We start from the raw sequence: 18,968 nt of genomic DNA on the forward strand, positions 1-18,968 counted from the left end.
CGATGAACGATACACTTAGCGCTCTCGTTATCAAGATCACCATGCTGGTCATCGCAGCACTCCTGCTGTTCGCGCCGTTCCTGTTTCAGGACGTGCGCGCACTGGAAGTCGCAGCCCGCATCTGCATCTTTATCGTGCTTGTCGCCAGCTATGATCTGTTGATCGGCTACACTGGCATTGTCAGCTTTGCCCACACCATGTTCTTTGGATTTGGTGCCTACGGAGCAGCCATCGCACTGAAACAGATGGGGCCGGGTTGGGATGCGGTGGCGCTCGGCACAGTCGCGGGTGTTCTCGTCTCATTGGTGGTGGCTGCGGGCATCGGTTTGATCAGCCTGCGCGTCAAAGCCATCTTCTTCGCTATGATTACCCTTGCCACTGCCTCGGTCGTTCTGGTGCTGGCCTCGCAGCTTTCGCAGATCACCGGGGGCGAAGATGGCATCACCTACCGCGCGCCAGATATATTCAAGACCGCCACGAAACTGCTGGTTGACGAAGATGGCAAGGTCGTGCGCTGGTTCGGCGTCAAGCTGAATGGAAAATTGGCTGCCTATTATTTCGTGTTCCTGACGTCGGCGGCCCTGTTTTTCCTGCTGCTGCGTGTCACCGTTTCACCGCTCGGGACAGTTCTGAAGGCGATCCGCGAGAACGAAGCGCGTGCAGAGGCCATTGGCTACCGGGTTGTCGCCTATCGCACCTTCGTTTTCTGCCTGTCGGCGGTTGTCGCATCGCTAGTGGGGTCCGTTTACGCGATCTGGCTGAAATATACCGGGCCGGAAACCACGTTATCCTTCACGATTATGATCGACATCCTGCTGATGGTCGTAATCGGTGGCATGGGGACGATGTGGGGTGGGGTGATTGGCGCGGTACTGATGGTTATGGCGCAATATTATCTGCGCGACCTGATGGGTATCGCATCCGAGGCAATGTCGGGCATTCCTCTGCTGCCCGAACTGCTGGCACCTGATCGCTGGTTGTTCTGGCTTGGCATCATCTTCATTCTGCTAGTGTATTTCTTTCCCAAGGGCATTGTCGGCACGCTGATGACAAAAGGCGCGCGTGGATGACCGAACCTCGATTTGCGTTCGTCCCGGTGATGGATCATGAAATCCACGTGACCGAATGGGGCACACCCGGGACACCGGCTCTCTTGATGATGCACGGGTTGGCCCGCACCGGACGGGATTTTGACGAAATCGCGGCTAGCCTGTCGGATACTTATCACGTCATTTGCCCGGACATGATAGGGCGCGGTCTGTCCAGCTGGTCGGCAAATCCCGACGTGGAATATTCGGTCGAATATTATGCTGGCATCGCATCCGACCTGATGGATCACTATCGTCTGGACCGTGTTGCATGGTTTGGCACATCACTGGGTGGACAGATCGGCATGAGGATGGCGTCAGGGGCACATGCCGATCGTCTGACCTGTCTCCTGCTAAACGATATCGGTCCCGAAGTGCCGGATACAGCCATCGACAGAATCCAGTCCTACGTTGGCAATCCTCCGAAATTTGACAGCTTTGCCAGCGCTGAAACCTGGCTGCGCGATACCTATGCACCCTTTGGGCCCGCCTCGGATGCATTCTGGCACCGTATGGCGCGCTGTTCGTTGCGCCGCTTGGCCGATGGGCAACTGACGCTCCACTATGACCCCGCGATCATCCGCCAATTAGCAAGTGATCGCAGGGTCATGTCATGGGATCGCTGGGCACGGATCACCACGCGCTGCCACCTGTTCCATGGTGCTTTATCAGATCTGGTGAGCACCGATACGGTCGACAGAATGAGGAGGTCTGGTCCCAGACCGGAGACAACGATGTTGCGAGATTGTGGACACGCGCCAACCTTGTCCCGGAAGCCGGATATCTTACGTGTCCGTCAGGTCCTGAACGAACTGGGCTAGCCAAGGTACGCCCCACAAATGGCAATACTGCGGCCGCAAAATATTCAGATCCGCGGCGCGCTGATGAACTAGTCGCTTGCGGTCACAAAAGACGAGCGCGAAGGCTTTGGCTGGATCGAATGATTTGAAGGTCTGCATGGTGCGAGTGATCTGTCTCATGAAACGGTGACCCTAATCGACGATGTTATTGAGACATTTCACCTGCAGGACCTCGCTCTACCAACACCAGTTATGCAACACCGGCAGACCGTTCCTGTTTAACAGTTCGGCGAAGAATGCGGTCGCTGCCGTTTCATCACGTCGTTCGGGTAGGATGACATCAAGGGTATTGCCAATCCTTCCTATCCCTCGCTCGAGCTAAGTCGACCTTCAGTTAAGTCCCATCCATTCGCCAGATTGGCCATTTCGGCGTTCGCGTTTGCGTTTTGCCTGATGATTGCCAAGGAACGACCGCGACTTGGACTGTCACCCCGGAAGGGCAACTGAAACACGATACTTTGCGATACTCCCCATTGAATTTTTGGAGCATCGGACATGCTCGCGTTAGGGAAAGTCAAGTTGGCAACTCGGTGCCACGACCCATGCAACACTGCCTTGCACGACTGGATTCACCCGTTAGATTGTGACGTATCCTGGGAGGAATAACCATGACGCCACGTACCGTTGCAACCACATCCATTGCACTTTTGACGCTAGTAACAGGGGGCGCATTGATGGCCGACAATTCGATCGACACGCAATTGCCGAATGCACCGGAGTTGGCTGCCTACGGAGATCTTACCGTCGGCGTGCGCCAGATCGAGATGGTGAACCCTGGTCAGATCGACATCCTGTCGATTGATCCTGACGTGGATAAACCTGAAACACTGCCGACCTATGATCGCCCTCTGACGGTCGAGTTGTGGTATCCCGCAGAGAGCGGCGCGACGGGCGAAACGTCGATGAAGGCCTTCCTGCGCGACGGCACGACAGAGGTGACACTGACCGGGCGCGCGGTACGGGATGCGGCACCGGCGGGTGAGGGCTATCCTCTGATCCTGATCAGCCACGGATACCCCGGCAACCGGTTCTTGATGTCGCATCTGGCCGAGAATCTGGCATCCAAAGGGTATGTTGTAGCTTCGATCGACCACACCGACAGCACCTACCGGACACAGGCTGCCTTCGGCTCCACCTTGGTGAACCGCTCGCTTGACCAGCTGTTCGTTCTGGAAGAGTTGTCGCAGATGGCCGGTGGCGATGGCGACTTTGCCGGGCTTTTTGATGCGGACAATGCCGGGCTTATCGGCTATTCGATGGGCGGTTACGGCGCGATTATCACCGTGGGTGGTGGCGTTACAGAAGCCTCTGTCGGCTACCCTTGGGGCGCCCCGCATGGTACGTTGGGTATCCATTTGGCGGGGTCCGATACGCATAACGCGCTGCCCGATGCGCGGATCAAAACAGCAGTGGCGATCGGCCCATGGGGCATGAATACCGGGTTCTGGAACGCCGAAGGCCTCGCGGGCATTCAAATCCCGATGTTGTTCATCGCGGGTTCAGAAGATGAAACCTCGCTTTACAAAGAGGGTGTACGTGCCATCTGGGAAAACGCATCGGACCTGCCGCACGCATTGCTGACCTACATAAACGGTGGTCACAACACTGCCGCCCCAATCCCCGCGCCGAAAGAGAGCTATTACTTCAGCGAAGACAAAGGTTTCAACATCTCGGAACATTATTCAGATCCGGTTTGGCACACAGTGCGCATGAACAACATCGCTCAGCATTTTATAACTGCATGGATGGACACTCAATTGAAGGGTGATGCCGAAAAAGCGGCGCACCTTGATCTGGTTGAAGACAGCAATGCCGGGGTATGGTCCGCCAACGACGATGGCAGCCTGAAGGAAGACCACAGCTACTGGAAGGGTTTTAGCAAAGGTTCGGCCAAAGGTCTGAAGTATGAAGTGAAGACTGCGGCTCAATAGAGCGTTCAGGATGTGTCTGATCCCACGGTTTGATGGTGCGATCTTTTCTGAGGAATAGAAGGAAGCCAAATGGGACGGTTCTTCAGAGGCGCGCCACATACTGTTATCCCGCAGTGGTTTGCAGAACAAACCATGGTCGGGCTGGACTAGGAACACGGAATCAATCCGAAGTGAGTTTCCAAGTGACGTAGGCGCGTGCCTCGTCTTAAGTCTAATCTGTGCAAAGCCCCCCACAGAGTCTGTCGGCATCAACGAAAACGCTCATGACCTAGCGATGCGCTCAGATTGTTTCCACGACGAAATCCGGGGCGATCTTTGATGCTGTGATTGACTCGACCACACTAAGTCCTGCCAGCGAACCATGTGCGGTGACCAATGCGGTGGCAAAGCCCGCTTGGGCGCCGCCGAGGATGTCAGTATGTAGCGTGTCGCCTACCATCAGGACGCGTTCAGGCGGAACAGACCCGCCAAAGCGCGCCAGCGCCAGCTCGAATATCTCCGGAAAAGGTTTGCCGAGGAATACAGGCGCGATGCCGGTCCGGTCTGCGAGCCGGTGTGCGAACCACCCCGGCTCGAGCGATAGTCCGGCTTCGCGAGGGGCCACCAGATCCGGATTGCCAATAAATACAGGCCGCGATGTGCGGGCGAGGGTTGCTTCCAAAAGGCCTTGTCTGTGCTCGGTCCAACCGTCAGATCCGATGAGGAGGAATCCGTCGACCTCGTCATATACCTCTCGGGTATCAGTCAGGACGTGCGCATCTAGCGTTTCGAGTTCGGCTAATCCTGAGATCGGGTTCAGCATGACGCCCCACCGCCTTGGCGGCTCAGACTTGATGCGCTCAAACAATGCCTCTCGGCTTGTCACAACTTCGGACGGGTCAAAATTAAAGCCGAGCCGGGCATAACGCCCCATCATGTGGGCCTTGGAGTAAGCGGCAGAATTGGACACCACCGCCACCGTCTTGCCCGCACCCCTCAGGGCGGCCATGGTTTCAGCCGCACCTGGAATCGCGGTTTCACCAACGTTAAGTACGCCATAAGCGTCAAACAGGATCAGATCGAAATCGTCTGCAATGTCGAGAAACTCTCCGGGCACGGCCCGTCCACGTCCTGCGGCAGCTGGCAGGCGGTTGCGTACTTTCAGATAGGCGGCAAACGCCTCCGCCGGAGTGACGTTCTGAACTTCAGTCACAGGATAAGACGTCGCAGGTAAGCCGAAATAACCTCGCCAATGACCACCAATGCGATGATCGCTAGAAGGATCGTGGCGACCTCGGGCCAGTTGAATGTGTCGATGGCCCCTTGCAGGATGATCCCGATACCGCCCGCTCCGACAAGGCCTAGCACCGTGGATTCACGCAGGTTGATATCCCACCGCAGAATTGCGACGGCCCAGAATGTCGGCATGACTTGTGGGACGATGGCGTAGACGATGACCTTGAAACGGGATGCGCCCGTGGCCTCCAATGCCTCGACCGGGCGCTTGTCGATTTCTTCGATCGCCTCGCCCAACAATTTGCCGATAAACCCGATGGATCGGAACATGATCGCAACGATCCCGGCCACAACGCCGGGGCCGAAGATGGCGACAAACAGCAGTGCCCAGATGATCGTATTGACCGACCTTGATGTCACCAGGATCAGTCGCCCGATCCACAAGGTCACCCTGTTTGGCGTTGTATTTTGCGCGGCGATATAGGCCACTGGGAGTGACAGCAGGACAGCAAAGGCGGTCGCAAAGGTCGCGATATTCACCGTATCCCAAAGCACCCGGAGGATCGTGCCGAGGTTGCTGGGATCAGGCGGATACATGCGCCGAAAGAGATCTCCGATCTGCTCTGGCGCGCCCCAGACCCACGCCCAGATCACCTCGATCGAAGTGAGGGCCCAGGCGATGGCCAGACCGCAAGCCAAGAAGATGGCGTAGCGCGTCATCCGTTGTTTTAGGGTGAAGCGTGCCCACTCGTCGCGGCCAAACTGCTCAGAAATGGAGGTCATTGGATACGCTTCCGGATAATGCCACTTACCGCCTCCGACACAAGGATAGCGCCGACGATGACGATGGTAATGGCCAAAGCAAAGTCATAGTCATAGCGCCCGAAAGCATTGGCCAGCGTTGCTCCGATCCCGCCAGCGCCGACAATGCCGACCACGGCAGAAGCGCGCAGATTGGAATCCAGCTGATAAATCGTCAGACCGATTTGGCGCGGCATAATTTGCGGAAAGATGGCATAGATCAGTGTCGAAAAATATGGCGCACCGGCGGCACGCAAGGCCTCGACCTGTCCGAAGTCAATTTCCTCGATCCGTTCGGCCAGCATCTTGGCGACGAAACCTATCGAATAGACAATCAGCGTCAGGACCCCGGCAAAAGGGCCAAACCCAACAGCCTTTACGAACAGGATTGCGACGATCACCGGGTGAAAGCTGCGGGCGATGATGATGATGGCGCGCCCGAGATAATAGATTGGTTTCGGAGCGACGTTGCTTGCCGACATGAACGCAATTGGGATCGATAAAAGAACCCCGCCTGCCGTCGCAAGTATCGCGATCTTGAGGCTTTCGAGAAAGCCATCAATCAGCAAACCACTGCGTTCAAAACTAGGCGGGAAAGCCCCGCCAAAGATCTTGCCCGCGCGCCCGATGCCTTCTGCAACCCGGCCCCAGTCGATGGGCATGGTCAGACCGACCCAGCCGAAATAGGTGATGGCCCCCAGATAGACCGCCCACCGCAGAGCGGTGTTGGCAATGAAGGGTGGTTTTGACCAGGTGTCGCGTGTTGTGCTCATGACGTCGCCGCCGCGTCATTGCTGCGGTCCGCATGTGGGCTGCCTGCATAGATCTCGTCCATCGCGGCCTGATCCAGCATTCCGGGTTTGTCGTCAAAAATGATGCGACCATATCGCATCCCGACGATACGATCGGTGTATTCCTTGGCCTCGGTCACGTTGTGAATGTTGATCAACACAGGCAACTTCAACTCTCCGGCCAGATCGCGCAGCAGGCCCATGATCTGTTCCGATGTCTTGGGGTCAAGCGAGGCCGTCGGTTCATCCGCCAAAAGGATCTCGGGGTCTTGCATCAGGGCGCGTACGACGCCGACGCGCTGCCGCTCGCCGCCAGACAGCTGGTCAGCGCGTGTGTTGGCGTATTGGGCGATGCCGACGCGTTCCATCAACTCGAACGCACGCCGGATGTCTTCTTTCGGATAGCGCCGCATGACCGCAGCCCACGTCGAGATATAGCCAAGCCGACCTGACTGGACATTCTCCATCACCGTCAAGCGGTCGACAAGATTAAAGCCCTGAAACACCATACCGATCTTGCGCCGCGCCGCGCGCAGGTTCTTGCCACGCAGACCCGACAATTCAACCCCGTTCAGCTTGATCGACCCGGATGTCGGCTCGACCAGCTGATTGATACAACGCAACAGCGTGCTCTTGCCGGCACCTGACGATCCAATGATCGAGACCACGCTTTCCCCTTCGATCGTCAGATCAAGGTTCTTGAGGACCGGATCGCCTGCGCCATAGCGTTTGACGAGATCAGTAATTTTCAGCATGTCAGATACCTTATGCGCGGGGCCAACCCAAAGGATCGGCCCCGACGGAAATGATCATTCGGCGGCAAGACCCTGAGGCGTGTATTCGACACCATTGGCCGACTGGATCTGGCGTATGACGGCCCATTGATCCTTGTAGGTGATGGGAACGAACTTGCTGACACCAGCAAATTCATCGCCCAGTGCCGTGCCTTCAAAGTCGAAGCTGAAAAAGGCCTCCTTGATCTTGTCCTTTAGTTCCGGTGTAAGGTCGTGGGCCACGCCGTAGGACGTTGTCGGGAAAGGATCGCTTTCCCAGACGATACGCACATCTGCGGGCTCATACAGGCCACGCTCTGCCATGCGATCGACGACTTCGGAGGCGACCGGGGCCGCATCATAGTCACCCGCTACGACGCCCAGCATCGACTGATCATGGCTGCCGGAATAGGTCACTTCATAGTCCTGGTCCGGGACCACGCCCAAATCGGGGAACAATGCCCGCGGTGCCTGATTGCCCGAGTTCGACGTGGGCGAGGTATGCGCAACGCGCTTGCCTTTGAGGTCGGCCATTTCCTTGATGTCGCTGTCGGCTTGCGTATAGACCTGCAGCTTGTAGCCGAACTGCCCATCATCTGCGCCCATGATCGCAAAGGGTTCCACACCGGCGAGGTTCACCGCAAAAGGCGTCGGCCCCGTGGAAAAACCAGCGATGTGCAACCGGCCCGAGCGCATCGCCTCCACCTCGGCAGAGTTCGATTGCACTGCGAAGAATTGCACATCCTTGCCAGTGACGTTTTCGAGGTGGTCAATGAACGGCGTCCAGATATCTTCGTAGATTGCCGGGTCTTCGACGGGCGTATAGGCAAACACCAGCGTCGAGGGGTCTTGCAATTTGCTGGCGTCTGTTGGCGCATCCGCGACAAGGTCGCCGTTCGCATCACAGAACATCACGTCAAGCGCGCCGCGTTCTGCGCAGTCTTCCTGCGCAATTGCGGCACTTCCTGTCAACGCGATGGCCGCCAAGAGACCGGTGGCAAAAATGGTATCCTTGTTCATTTGCTTCTCCTCCCTGAGAAGTCCCACGTGGAATGTGCAGGACGAATATTTGGCGATACGAACATTGTACCTTTCGATTTGCAACATTTTCCGACAAAATATCTGGCATCTGCCAAATTGCGGCGCTGTGGAGCAGTTATGAACACCGGATCTGACAGGCAGAACCTGAAAAAGCCCGAACGACACGCGCAGATCCTGTTGGAGCTTCGACTTGCCCCACACGTCAGAATTTCCGACCTCGCAAAGACCTTTGGCGTCACGACCGAAACCGTGCGACGGGATATCGCCGAGCTCAGCGCTCAAGGGCATTTGCAAAAATCACATGGAGGCGCATCGCCTCGTGCTCCGGGGACCCACAGGGTGCTGAACGAGCGCCAGCGCGAACGTGTTGATGAGCGCCAGAAGCTGGCACAATTGGCGGTAGGGCTTGTAGATGATGGGCAAAGCCTGATGGTGGACGCGGGTGCCACCACGATGGAATTCGCCCGCGCGTTAGCGATATCTGGCAAAACGTCGACGGTCATCACCAACAGCTTGCAAGTTGCGATGATCCTCGGCACCTCTGCGGTCATTCGGGTGCTCATGACGCCGGGCGACTATCTTAACGAAGAGGCCGCGTTGACCGGAACCGAGACCTGCGCTTTCCTGCGCCGATATCATGTTGACGCCTGTTTTGTCGGCGCTTCGGCATTGGATCAGTCTGGGGTCAGCGAATCCGTTGCGGGTTTTGCCGAGGTGAAACGCACCATGATAGAGCGCTGCCGCGCCCCGAATTTTCTCATAGATGGAAGCAAGTTCGGCAAGCGGCATCTGGCAATGGTCGCAGAGGTGGGAGAGATTGGAACTCTTATCACCGATACGCGACCCAAAGGGGGGCTGGCTGACGCTCTACAAACGCATTGCGTAGAAGCACTGCTTCCGCAAGGTTTTGCAAAGCCAGTCTGAAATATAAGAGGCGCAAGCCATCACAAGCCAGCTACCGCACTTCGCGCACCGAAAATTGATTGAAAGGATCGCACGGCCCAACCCGAAGCCGATCCTAGATCGGATCATAACCCGCTTCATTTGCTGTTACAGCATCAGTTCCTTGCTGTTTGCAATCAGGCCAATGCGCTGGCCAGATGTGCCGAGGTCTGCACTCCGTCAACCAGCACGGCCCCTGTCCGCGCGGTCAGGGCCGCACTCATCCGACACATGCCAGCGCATCCCAGGATGATCGCGTGCGCACCGGCGTCTCGGGACCGTAAAATCGTTGCGACCAGCTGCGTCTCGACCGACGCACCACCGGCTTCAACTTCAAGAACCGGCACTCCGGAGGCCAACACCCCGGTACACACAGCCTGATAGCCATAGGATGCGACATTCGCCGTGATAACCGGGACAGAAACATCAAGGGTCGTGACAATCCCGAACGGCCCTTGGTGCAGGGCGGCAACGGTCATGGCAGCCTGCCCAATGCCAATCACCGGGCAATGCGCCGCAGCCCGGATCAGATCGAGGCCCGTGTCATCAAAACAGGCGATGACGATGGCATCGGTCCGTGCCGATTTGGCTTTGGGCAGCAGCGACAAGAGCCCGTCGACCGCCATTTCCCCGTCTTCCGCACCCTGAATTGCGGCTGGTCCATCGTGATTGGTCCAGCCCAGAACCTCGGCCTGCGGCACGGCCTGGCGTGCAACCGACACGACACTGTCGGTCATCGCTTCGGTGGAATTGGGGTTGATAAAAAGAAGCCGCAATTTCAGACCCGCGCGCGGGCACGCCGTGCCCAGTCGGACAGCACGGCAAAGGCTTGCCCATCCAGATGTTGTTCTGCAGGCATAAGGCGGTCGCCAACGGAGTGGCCGCATTCATGTGTCAGGCGATCCACGTCCACCGGAAAGCGCGCAGCTTCGGGCAGATCACCGATGGCGGCGCCCGCTTGTGCCATATCCGCGGCATAATACAGCGTGGTGATCCGGGCGATGTTCATCGCTGCCACGCAAAGTGCACATGGCTCGCAGCTGGAATAGAGCTCGCATCCCCGCAGATCGATAGTCCCGAGGGTGCGACAGGCATCGCGGATTGCTTCTGTTTCGCCATGCGAGGTCGGATCGTGGTTCATCACCGAACGATTGATCCCCTCACCAACGATCTCTCCGTTTTTGACGACGACCGCGCCAAAGGGTTCAGTTCCGGGTGTTTCAAGCGCCTGTGCGGAAATCTCGATCGCACGGCGAAGGTGGCTTTCGTCATACATCCTGCTGGGCTCCTGCATCGGTTTCGGCGGCAAAACAGGCGACGCTGCGGTTGTGGACCTCAGCCCGACGCTGTGGGCGCTCTTCCTTGCAGCGATCGAAAACCAGAGGGCAGCGCGGATGAAAGCTGCATCCGGATGGCGGGGAAACGGGCGAGGGCACCTCGCCGCCCATCGGGCTGCGGTCGCGTTTGGGCGCTTCCAGATCGGGGATGGTTTCAAGCAACAGGCGTGTATAGGGGTGCAATGGATTGCCAAAGAGATCGGCGGTCGGCTGTATTTCGACGATCCGCCCCAGATACATCACCGCGATCACATCGGCCATGTGGCGAACCACGCTCAGGTCGTGACTGATAAAGAGATAGGTCAGCCCCATCTCTTTTTGTAGCTTCTTCATCAGGTTCAAAACCTGCGCCTGCACCGACACATCCAGCGCCGAAGTCGGTTCGTCGCAGACCAGGAATTCAGGTTCGCCCGCAAGGGCGCGGGCGATCGAGATGCGTTGTCGTTGCCCGCCGGAAAATTCATGAGGGAAGTTGAGCCCATCAGAGGGTGAGAGCCCAACCGTGCGCAGCAGTTCATCAACACGGGCCGAGACCTGCACCTCTGGCATTTCCGGGCGCAGGGTCCGAAGGGGTTCGGCAATGATGCGGCCCACGCGCCAGCGTGGGTTCAGGCTGGCGAAGGGATCCTGAAAGATCATCTGCATCCGGTCCCGATCACCATGAAAGCTGATTTTTCCGCCCGAAGGGGGATGCAATCCGGTGACCAGTTTGGCAATCGTGCTCTTGCCGCACCCGGATTCACCGACCAGGGCAAGTGTCTGCCCGCGTTGGATAACGAAATCCACTCCATCCACGGCGCGCAGCGTGCGCCGCGGTTTGCGCTCGATCACGCGGTTCAACCAAGGGGCCGAGACATCAAAGCGCCGCTCCAGCGCATCAACTTCCAGTATGGCGTTGGGGCGAATTTTCATGCGACAACTCCTTCCGTGGCGAGCCAGCAGGCCGCTCCGTTCGCGGTATCTTCGCCGATGCGGGGCACGTCCCGGCGGCATTTCGGCCCGGCATGAGCGCAGCGTGGATTAAATGCGCAACCGGGCGGGATGGAACCCAACCGGGGCATGGAACCCGGAATCATCTGAAGTTCTTCTACATCTTTTCGCAGAGACGGAATCGAACCCATGAGCCCGGTCGTGTAGGGGTGTCTTGCGCGGCGTACGACATCTTCGACTGCTCCGACTTCGGCCAGGCGCCCTGCATACATGACCGCGACCCGATCGGCGGTTTCAGCGATCACGCCCATATCATGTGTGACCAGCATGACTGCCGTGCCCCGTTCCCGGCAAAGTCGTTTCAACAGCGCGGTGATCTGGGCCTGGATCGAGACATCCAGAGCCGTGGTCGGTTCATCCGCCACGATCAATTCCGGTTCGGCGCAGAGCGCAAGTGCGATCACAATCCGCTGCCGCATACCGCCAGAGAATTGGTGCGGATAGTTGTCGATCCGCTCTTCTACCGCAGGAATGCCGACTTCGCGCATCAGGTCCTTCGCACGCTCTCGCGCTTGCGACTTGTCCAGACTGCTGTGCAGTCGGATCGTTTCAACCAGTTGGTCGCCGACCTTGAAGAGCGGGTTCAGCGACGTCAGGGGGTCTTGAAATATCGCACCGATGCGGCGGCCCCGGATCGTCTGCATCGCGTGGTCGTCAAGGCTGTCTATGCGATCGCCTGACAGGTGAATGGTGCCCGAGGCGATCCGCCCCGGTGGTTCAAGCAGCCCGAGGATCGCCATGCCGGTCATTGACTTGCCCGCGCCGGATTCCCCGACCATCCCGAGAATTTCGCCCCGCCTGATCTGCAGCGAGATGTCGTCAACCGCCGTCAAGATACCTTTGCGGGTGGGAAATTCGACGCGCAGATTGCGCACGTCCAGAACGATGTCATTCATGGCCTGGCCCTCTGATAGCTGGGGGTAAAGATCTGCGCGACCGGCGGATGTTTCGCCGTGCGGTCGGGGTATTTGGCAATCAGACCATCAAACTGCATCTGTGCGCGGGCGCAATCCGCTGCCGCGTCAACGCCGAGTATGGTCCCGTTCGTCATCACACGCTGCCCGTCAATCCAGACATCGCGAACATCGCGGCCCGAACCGGTGGTCATCAGCGTTTGTATCGGGTCAGGCGTTTGCAGGAGGTGCGAGAAGTCGATCACCGTGATATCGGCCTTGGTTTTTGGCGCCAGGCGGCCAAGATCGGGGCGATTCAACGCCCGCGCGCCGCCGAGGGTGGCGGCGTCAAACATGGCCTCGGATCGGATCGCGTTCATGCCATCGGCCAGTCGCGCGGTCATCATGCCAATCTGCATGTTCAGGATCATGTCGGCAGGTGCCGTATCGGTGCCCAATCCGATATTGATCCCTTTTGCGCGACATTTCGGAAAGCTGTCGAGCATGCTGCCATGCCTGGCCGACACCAGCGGACAATGCACCAGCGTGGCACCGGCCTCGGCAATGATCCCGAACTCGGCCTCGCTCGCCTGAGTGCCATGCGGCAACAGCCAGTTGGCGCCAAGTGCACCGATCCGCTTCAGCCATTCGATCGGGGTGCAGCCATGCTGCTCTCGAACCAGCCGCAGTTCGACCGGAGACTGACAGCAATGCTGACGCACCGGCGCGTTCATCTCTGCTGCGACGGCGGCGGTGCGTCTGAGCAATGCGTCAGTGCAGGTTTCGATCCGGTCGGGGGCAAACATCGCCTTGATGCGCCCCCCGGCGCTGCCATCGATACGCGCGGCAAAGGCAGCGGCGTCCTCAAGCCCCGCCAGACCGCGTGCCTCGTCATAGGTTGCACGAATATTGCCCTTGTCATCCGTCACCTGACCGCCGGTGCGAAAGGCCGGCCCGAGGTAGGCCCGCAAACCAAGTTCATTGGCAGCGGTCGCCGCCGCTTCGAACTCTGCGACAGTTTCACCCCATTCGCGGTAGAATAGCGAGGCGATTGGCAGCGCTGTTGTGATCCCGTTGCGGATCAATTGAGCAAAGGCATGCCGTTTCTGAAACGCGAGTTCCTCGTCCGAATACATCTCGTAAGGACCGCGCGCGACATAGCTTTCGGGCCAGACCCGCCCCTTTTTCCACGCCGGGCCGTTGTCGTATCCAAGTATGGTCGTATCCAAATCCGAAAGCGCGTCGAGATCGATGAAACCGGGTGAGATCAAGGCCTGCCCGTAGTCTATCCGCTCCGCAACCTCGCCCTCAAACCGGGACCCGACATGCAGGATCGCATCACCCTCAATCACCACCACACCGTTTTCGTAAACCACATGCTTGCCATCGCGATGGCCGACGACCCAACGAGCGGTGAGGAGTGTACGTTCCGGCATCACGGAGCCTCGAGCACGCATTCGCCGTCACGTGCAATAACCTTGCCACCCTTGAGCGCCAGTTTGCGTGGGGCATGGGTGACGATGGCTTCGGCCAGTGTTTCGCCATCGACAAGCACGCAATCGGCCCTGCAGCCGATGTCGAGCCCATAGTCATCGACGCCAAGGATCGCAGCACCGCCAAAGGTACAGATATCCAGCGCCAGTTCCATTTCGTCGTCGCGGCGCAGATTGTTGCGCATGCCGACTTGCATGGCCTTTTCCAGGATGTCGGAGTTGCCGTATGGGCCCCAAGTGTCGCGGATGCCGTCACAGCCTGCTCCGGTCAGGATACCGAACTCCTTGAGCTCTTTCACCGCTGGCACCGGTGCAGACGCGGGTGCAGTGGTGAGGATATGGATGCGGTTTTCCGCCAGCTTTTCATGCAGGCCGGTCACATAGCCCCGATCCACCGCGCCAAGGCAGAACGCATGGCTGATCGAGACTTTGCCCTGCATTCCCAAGGCTACGGTGCGATCGATAATCTCTTCCATCGAGAACCAGCCAAGCGCGCCGCGTTCGTGCAAATGGATATCGATCAGTTTGCCGTGTTTCTCGGCCAGAGCAAACACCGTGTCGAGGTGGCCCTTGGGGTCGTGCTCCATTCCGCAGGGGTCGATCCCGCCAACAAGATCCGCGCCGAGCGCGAGTGCCTCGTCCATCAACTCCGATGTGCCGGGTCGGATCATCATGCCCGATTGTGGAAAGGCGACGATTTCAATGTCGATCATCCCGGCCAGCTTTTCGCGGGTGGCCATAACCCCTTCGACACCGGCCAACCCGTGATGGGTGTCGACATCAACATGGCTGCGGATATGCGTGCAGCCATGCGACATGGCGAGGATGGCGTGGCGTTCGCTCTGCACCTGTGGGTCAAGGCCGAGAGAGACCTTGACCTCTCGCTCGTTGTTAATCTTGTCGATCAGGCGGGGGCCAACTTCGTTGCGGTACCAAGGCAGCCCCAATAGCGATTTGTCCAGATGGGTATGTGCCTCGACCAATCCGGGGATCAAGATGCAACCGCCGCAGTCGATGGTTTCTGCCGTTTCGGGGGCATCGGCGACGAACTGGCCGTCGACGATGTGAAGGTCGGTGGCTGCGCTTGCCATCGGGCGGACGTTTTTCAGGGTTGTTGCAGTCATTGAATTCACCGGAGTTTGGGGTTGAGAGCGTCACGCAGCCAGTCACCGATCATGTTGACGGACAGCACAATCAGGCAGAGCTGGATCGAGGGGAACACGACGATCCACCACAGGCCTGAAAACAGATACTGGTTGCCAATGCGGATCAAGGTGCCCAGCGATGGTTGATCCGATGGCATGCCGACGCCGAGAAATGACAGGGTCGCCTCCGAAAGGATCGCCAGACCAAAGTTCAGCGTTGCCGCCACCATGATCGGAGTCATGCAGTTCGGCAGGATGTGGTGCAGCATGATCCGCCAGGACTTAACCCGGATCAATCTGGCTGCCTGAACGTATTCCTTCTTGGCTTCGACCATCGCCGAAGCACGCACTGTCCGGGCGTATTGCACCCAGGATGGTACGGCGATAGCGACAATCAGGATCGGCGCAGCCAGTACGTCCTTGAGCGCAGTCGGGAGCGAGGCACTGGCAATGGCAGTGATCAGGATTGCGATCAGGATGAACGGCATCGACAACAAGACGTCACCGACGCGCATGATGACATTGTCGATCCAGCCGCCGAAGTAACCTGCGATCAATCCGAGCGACAATCCGACGCTGAGCGCCAGCACGACAGATGCAAACCCGATGATGAGCGAGATCCGCGAGCCGTACAGAATGGCCGACAGGATATCGCGGCCCTGTGTATCAGTGCCAAGCAGATAGGGCATCTGACCTTCGGAGTTCCAGATCGGTGGGATTTCGGCGTTCCACAATTCAAGTGCAGACAGATCGTAGGGGTTCTGCGGTGTGATCACCGGGGCAAGGAAGGCCGTCAGGGCGACAAGGGCCAGCAGCGTCGCGGCGATGATGGCCGAGGGGTGCGAGCTGAAGGAATACCACAGATCGCTTTGCCGCAGCCGCGTCAATCGGGATGGCGTGATTGGCACCAATGTCACGTCGGTGGCCGTCGGGGTCATATTGTTGTTCATGATGCTCTCCGGTTCAGCCATTTGCGCCACCTGTTTGGGCGGTATCATCGCGAAGCCGTGGATCAACCCAGGCATAGGTGATGTCGACAACCGTATTGAGTGCGACGAAAATGAACGCCACGATCATCAGATAGGCCGCCATTACCGGGATATCGACAAAGGTTACGGCCTGGATGAAGAGCATGCCCATACCCGGCCATTGAAACACCGTCTCTGTGACCAGCGCGAATGCGATCAGGTTGCCGATTTGCATTCCCGTCAGCGTGATGACCGGCATTAAACAGTTGCGTAGGGCATGGCGCCATTGCACCCGTCGGGTCGGCACACCTCGGGCGCGGGCAAATTTGATGTAGTCGGCACGCAGCGTTTCGAGCATCTCAGCCCGGACCAGCCGCATGACCAGCGTGATTTGAAAGGTTGAGAGCGAGATTGATGGCAATACCAGCGCCGCGCGCCCGGATGGGGTCAGCAGCCCGGTCGACCACCAACCAATATTAACGGTCTCACCCCTCCCGAAGGCGGGCAACCAACCGAGCGACACGGAAAACGCCAAGATTAGCAGGATGCCCACGACAAAACTGGGCAACGAGACGCCAACAATCGACCCTAACTGCAGCATATTCGCCAATCGGGACTCGCGATACACGGCTGTGATCACTCCAAGGGGGATGCCAACCACGAGAGAGATGATCGTTGCCACCAACACCAACTCGAATGTTGCAGGAAAGCGATCCTTGATCAGCACCATCACATCCTGTTGGTTGCGATAGGAAATACCGAAATCACCCTGCACCGCATTGGTGACAAAGCGGGTGTATTGCGTGAACAGCCCGTCATTCAGGCCAAGACGTTCGCGCAGTTCGGCACGGTCGGATTGTGTCGCCTGTTCATTCACCATCATTTCGACCGGATCACCAAAGAAGCGGAAGATGACAAAAGCCAGAAGCGCGACAGCGAGCATCACAAAGACCGCGTTGGCGGTGCGTTTGATGAGAAAGGCGATCATTTCTGTCTCCGTTCCGGTTGGGTGCGGTCAGATTTTGAAGGGCGTTGTCCGGGCCTGCTGGGGGCCCGGACGGTCGGCTTACTCAGCGACTTGGGCGAACCAGAGCCGGGGCTTGTTGTCCGGGAAGAGCGGCATCTCGGCGACATCGTCAGTCACGGCCCAGGCCATCGGCTGCTGGTGCAGCGGGATCATGATGTTCTCGTCCTTGACGATCTTGAGCGCTTCGGTTTCCAGCGCCAGCCGTTTGTCGAGGTCAAGTTCGCTGCCGGCCGCGTCGATCAGCTTGTCCAGTTCCGGGAACGACCAGTCGCCCCAGTTGAACACGCCCGAGTTGCCTTCCTTGGTGTGGAAGATTTGGAGCAGGGGCGAATAGGCATCCAGCATGGGCAGGGTTGCCCAGCCAAGGACGTAGATATCCGTCTTTCCATTGGTCCGCTTGGGCGACTGCACGGCACGGGGCGCAACATCCAGCTTGGGTGCAAGGCCGATCCTTGCCCACATGGATGCGATGGCCTGACAGAACTGTTCTTCGTTTACCAACCCATCCGAAATACAGCTGAATTCAAAGGCCAGATCGTCGGGCAGGCCGGCCTCTTTCAGCAAACTTTTGGCTGCTTCTGGGTCAAAGCCCGGCAGTTCATCCAGTTCAGGCGTATAGCCGGGGATCGGTGGGGCAACGGTGGCCCCGGCGATCCGGGATTTGCCGCGCATGACCTTCTGGTGGATGAGATCGAGGTCGATCGCCTTATACAGCGCTTCGCGCACCCTGTTATCGGTGAACGGGTTGTCTTCACCTGTCGTCAGTTTCTCCCGGAACGGAAAGCCGATCATGACGGTGCGCAGATCGACACCCTCAAGAACTTCGACATTCGGTGCGGCGGCCAGTCGGGGAAGGTCTTGTACCGGCGCATCGTTGGTGAAGTTGATCTCGCCGGACAAAAGCGCGGCCACGCGGGTCGCAGCAGAGTTCACCGGCGTCAGTTCAATCCGATCGATGTTGTGTTGCGGTGTATCCCACCAAGCGTCATTGACGACAAAGATGGTTTTGGCGTCTGGCTGCCGGCTTTCCACGATGAACGGGCCGGTGCCGTTAGCGTTATAGGTCGCGAACCCTTCGACACCACCGCCGATATCGGTGGGCAGCAACGAGTCGTTTTCGGTCATCCATTCTTCGTCAAAGATGTGGATGTTGGTCAGGTCATTGAGCAACAACGGATAGGTGCCGTTCAGTGTGATGTCGACAGTATGGTCATCCACAGCGACAGAGCTGACATATGCTGGCAGATTGCCCTTGAGAGGCGAGGTTTCATCGCTGACCCGTGTCAGAGAGGCGACAACATCAGCAGCGGTGAAGGGGTTTCCGTTGTGAAAGGTCACATCATCGCGCAGCTTGAAGCGCCAGGTGATCTGATCATCAAGGATTTCCCAGCTGGTGGCGAGTGCCGGTTCAATCTTGAGGTCCTTGTTGTAGCGCACCAGCCCTTCGTAAACATGGTTCAATACGTTGATGGTGAAGCTGTCACCGTAGGAATAGGGGTCCAGCGATCCGATATCCCGGTTCGCGCCCCATTTCAGCACGTTCTCGGCCTGGGCGGCGCCTGCGAGGCCCGCGGCTGCTGCAGTTGCGAGCAGAAAATGTCTGAGTTGCATAAATTTGGTCCCTGTTCGTGAAGATTGTATTTCAGAATCGTCAAGATTGGATACGATTTCCA

At 58.2% G+C, this 18,968-nt stretch carries 18 protein-coding genes; 4 read left to right on the plus strand and 14 right to left on the minus strand.

The genetic code is table 11. The features are described from left to right. Positions 1-2 precede the first annotated feature (2 nt). The 3 genes from ABJO75_RS07045 to ABJO75_RS07055 all read left to right on the plus strand — a co-directional run bounded on the left by ABJO75_RS07045 (position 3) and on the right by ABJO75_RS07055 (position 3,879). Entirely contained in the window at positions 3-1,070 is a 1,068-nt protein-coding gene (locus tag ABJO75_RS07045; protein WP_348128746.1) for a branched-chain amino acid ABC transporter permease, read from the plus strand. Further along, positions 1,067-1,909, plus strand: a complete 843-nt coding sequence (locus ABJO75_RS07050) for an alpha/beta hydrolase (RefSeq protein ID WP_348128749.1) — start codon at positions 1,067-1,069, stop codon at positions 1,907-1,909. The genes ABJO75_RS07045 and ABJO75_RS07050 overlap by 4 nt, the downstream gene beginning before the upstream one ends. A gap of 647 nt (positions 1,910-2,556) precedes the next feature. Continuing rightward, positions 2,557-3,879 carry a dienelactone hydrolase gene (locus ABJO75_RS07055; protein WP_348128752.1) on the plus strand — a complete coding sequence of 441 codons (1,323 nt, stop codon included), beginning with the start codon at positions 2,557-2,559 and terminating at the stop codon, positions 3,877-3,879. A 280-nt stretch (positions 3,880-4,159) separates the two neighbouring features. Here the strand turns inward: ABJO75_RS07055 and ABJO75_RS07060 are convergent, their stop codons facing one another. From ABJO75_RS07060 to phnD, 5 genes are read right to left on the minus strand one after another with little or no spacing between them, the layout of a single operon-like run. Then, complete coding sequence (locus tag ABJO75_RS07060; RefSeq protein WP_348128754.1) at positions 4,160-5,071, minus strand: TIGR01459 family HAD-type hydrolase; 912 nt, start codon at positions 5,069-5,071, stop codon at positions 4,160-4,162. Beyond that, positions 5,068-5,877, minus strand: a complete 810-nt coding sequence (gene phnE / locus ABJO75_RS07065; RefSeq protein WP_348128757.1) for a phosphonate ABC transporter, permease protein PhnE — start codon at positions 5,875-5,877, stop codon at positions 5,068-5,070. Before phnE (ABJO75_RS07065) ends, ABJO75_RS07060 begins: the two co-directional genes overlap by 4 nt. Next, positions 5,874-6,668 carry a phosphonate ABC transporter, permease protein PhnE gene (gene phnE / locus ABJO75_RS07070; protein ID WP_348128760.1) on the minus strand — a complete coding sequence of 265 codons (795 nt, stop codon included), beginning with the start codon at positions 6,666-6,668 and terminating at the stop codon, positions 5,874-5,876. Before phnE (ABJO75_RS07070) ends, phnE (ABJO75_RS07065) begins: the two co-directional genes overlap by 4 nt. Continuing rightward, positions 6,665-7,441, minus strand: a complete 777-nt coding sequence (gene phnC / locus ABJO75_RS07075) for a phosphonate ABC transporter ATP-binding protein (protein WP_348128763.1) — start codon at positions 7,439-7,441, stop codon at positions 6,665-6,667. The genes phnE (ABJO75_RS07070) and phnC overlap by 4 nt, the downstream gene beginning before the upstream one ends. A gap of 54 nt (positions 7,442-7,495) precedes the next feature. After that, entirely contained in the window at positions 7,496-8,479 is a 984-nt protein-coding gene (gene phnD, locus ABJO75_RS07080) for a phosphate/phosphite/phosphonate ABC transporter substrate-binding protein (RefSeq protein ID WP_348128766.1), read from the minus strand. A 138-nt stretch (positions 8,480-8,617) separates the two neighbouring features. Between phnD and ABJO75_RS07085 the strand changes: the two genes are divergently transcribed. Then, positions 8,618-9,424, plus strand: a complete 807-nt coding sequence (locus ABJO75_RS07085; protein WP_348128769.1) for a DeoR/GlpR family DNA-binding transcription regulator — start codon at positions 8,618-8,620, stop codon at positions 9,422-9,424. A gap of 155 nt (positions 9,425-9,579) precedes the next feature. On the opposite strand, the gene ABJO75_RS07090 is transcribed toward ABJO75_RS07085, so the two are convergent. From ABJO75_RS07090 to ABJO75_RS07130, 9 genes are all read right to left on the minus strand, one after another. Continuing rightward, positions 9,580-10,218, minus strand: a complete 639-nt coding sequence (locus tag ABJO75_RS07090; protein ID WP_348128772.1) for an aspartate/glutamate racemase family protein — start codon at positions 10,216-10,218, stop codon at positions 9,580-9,582. Positions 10,219-10,220: 2 nt separating this feature from the next. Next, the gene (locus ABJO75_RS07095) at positions 10,221-10,718 is read right to left on the minus strand and encodes a nucleoside deaminase (RefSeq protein WP_348128775.1); all 498 of its coding nucleotides are present in this window, start codon (positions 10,716-10,718) and stop codon (positions 10,221-10,223) included. Then, entirely contained in the window at positions 10,711-11,691 is a 981-nt protein-coding gene (locus ABJO75_RS07100; RefSeq protein WP_348128777.1) for an oligopeptide/dipeptide ABC transporter ATP-binding protein, read from the minus strand. Before ABJO75_RS07100 ends, ABJO75_RS07095 begins: the two co-directional genes overlap by 8 nt. Then, on the minus strand, positions 11,688-12,665 hold the full coding sequence (locus ABJO75_RS07105) for an ABC transporter ATP-binding protein (protein ID WP_348128780.1): 978 nt from the start codon (positions 12,663-12,665) through the stop codon (positions 11,688-11,690). Before ABJO75_RS07105 ends, ABJO75_RS07100 begins: the two co-directional genes overlap by 4 nt. Beyond that, positions 12,662-14,098: a chlorohydrolase family protein gene (locus tag ABJO75_RS07110; protein WP_348128783.1), complete on the minus strand. Its 1,437-nt coding sequence runs from the start codon at positions 14,096-14,098 to the stop codon at positions 12,662-12,664. Before ABJO75_RS07110 ends, ABJO75_RS07105 begins: the two co-directional genes overlap by 4 nt. Beyond that, positions 14,098-15,279 (minus strand): amidohydrolase family protein, encoded by a 1,182-nt coding sequence (locus ABJO75_RS07115; RefSeq protein ID WP_348128785.1) that lies wholly within the window; start codon positions 15,277-15,279, stop codon positions 14,098-14,100. The genes ABJO75_RS07110 and ABJO75_RS07115 overlap by 1 nt, the downstream gene beginning before the upstream one ends. Positions 15,280-15,284: 5 nt before the next feature. After that, entirely contained in the window at positions 15,285-16,250 is a 966-nt protein-coding gene (locus tag ABJO75_RS07120; protein WP_348128788.1) for an ABC transporter permease, read from the minus strand. A gap of 13 nt (positions 16,251-16,263) precedes the next feature. Next, a complete protein-coding gene (locus ABJO75_RS07125; protein ID WP_348128791.1) occupies positions 16,264-17,256 on the minus strand; it encodes an ABC transporter permease in 993 nt (330 codons plus the stop codon). A gap of 78 nt (positions 17,257-17,334) precedes the next feature. Beyond that, positions 17,335-18,906 carry an ABC transporter substrate-binding protein gene (locus tag ABJO75_RS07130; RefSeq protein WP_348128794.1) on the minus strand — a complete coding sequence of 524 codons (1,572 nt, stop codon included), beginning with the start codon at positions 18,904-18,906 and terminating at the stop codon, positions 17,335-17,337. Positions 18,907-18,968 lie beyond the last annotated feature (62 nt).

It is taken from the genome of Sedimentitalea sp., assembly GCF_039973035.1.
Classification (GTDB): domain Bacteria; phylum Pseudomonadota; class Alphaproteobacteria; order Rhodobacterales; family Rhodobacteraceae; genus Sedimentitalea.

What these genes read in the sequence shown, in the direction of transcription:
- ABJO75_RS07045 (WP_348128746.1), top strand. Translation starts at nt 3, where the DNA reads ATGAACGATACACTTAGCGCTCTCGTTATCAAGATCACCATGCTGGTC.
- ABJO75_RS07050 (WP_348128749.1), top strand. Translation starts at nt 1,067, where the DNA reads ATGACCGAACCTCGATTTGCGTTCGTCCCGGTGATGGATCATGAAATC.
- ABJO75_RS07055 (WP_348128752.1), top strand. Translation starts at nt 2,557, where the DNA reads ATGACGCCACGTACCGTTGCAACCACATCCATTGCACTTTTGACGCTA.
- phnE (WP_348128757.1), bottom strand. Translation starts at nt 5,877, where the DNA reads ATGACCTCCATTTCTGAGCAGTTTGGCCGCGACGAGTGGGCACGCTTC.
- phnE (WP_348128760.1), bottom strand. Translation starts at nt 6,668, where the DNA reads ATGAGCACAACACGCGACACCTGGTCAAAACCACCCTTCATTGCCAAC.
- phnC (WP_348128763.1), bottom strand. Translation starts at nt 7,441, where the DNA reads ATGCTGAAAATTACTGATCTCGTCAAACGCTATGGCGCAGGCGATCCG.
- phnD (WP_348128766.1), bottom strand. Translation starts at nt 8,479, where the DNA reads ATGAACAAGGATACCATTTTTGCCACCGGTCTCTTGGCGGCCATCGCG.
- ABJO75_RS07085 (WP_348128769.1), top strand. Translation starts at nt 8,618, where the DNA reads ATGAACACCGGATCTGACAGGCAGAACCTGAAAAAGCCCGAACGACAC.
- ABJO75_RS07095 (WP_348128775.1), bottom strand. Translation starts at nt 10,718, where the DNA reads ATGTATGACGAAAGCCACCTTCGCCGTGCGATCGAGATTTCCGCACAG.
- ABJO75_RS07100 (WP_348128777.1), bottom strand. Translation starts at nt 11,691, where the DNA reads ATGAAAATTCGCCCCAACGCCATACTGGAAGTTGATGCGCTGGAGCGG.
- ABJO75_RS07105 (WP_348128780.1), bottom strand. Translation starts at nt 12,665, where the DNA reads ATGAATGACATCGTTCTGGACGTGCGCAATCTGCGCGTCGAATTTCCC.
- ABJO75_RS07110 (WP_348128783.1), bottom strand. Translation starts at nt 14,098, where the DNA reads ATGCCGGAACGTACACTCCTCACCGCTCGTTGGGTCGTCGGCCATCGC.
- ABJO75_RS07115 (WP_348128785.1), bottom strand. Translation starts at nt 15,279, where the DNA reads ATGACTGCAACAACCCTGAAAAACGTCCGCCCGATGGCAAGCGCAGCC.
- ABJO75_RS07120 (WP_348128788.1), bottom strand. Translation starts at nt 16,250, where the DNA reads ATGAACAACAATATGACCCCGACGGCCACCGACGTGACATTGGTGCCA.
- ABJO75_RS07125 (WP_348128791.1), bottom strand. Translation starts at nt 17,256, where the DNA reads ATGATCGCCTTTCTCATCAAACGCACCGCCAACGCGGTCTTTGTGATG.
- ABJO75_RS07130 (WP_348128794.1), bottom strand. Translation starts at nt 18,906, where the DNA reads ATGCAACTCAGACATTTTCTGCTCGCAACTGCAGCAGCCGCGGGCCTC.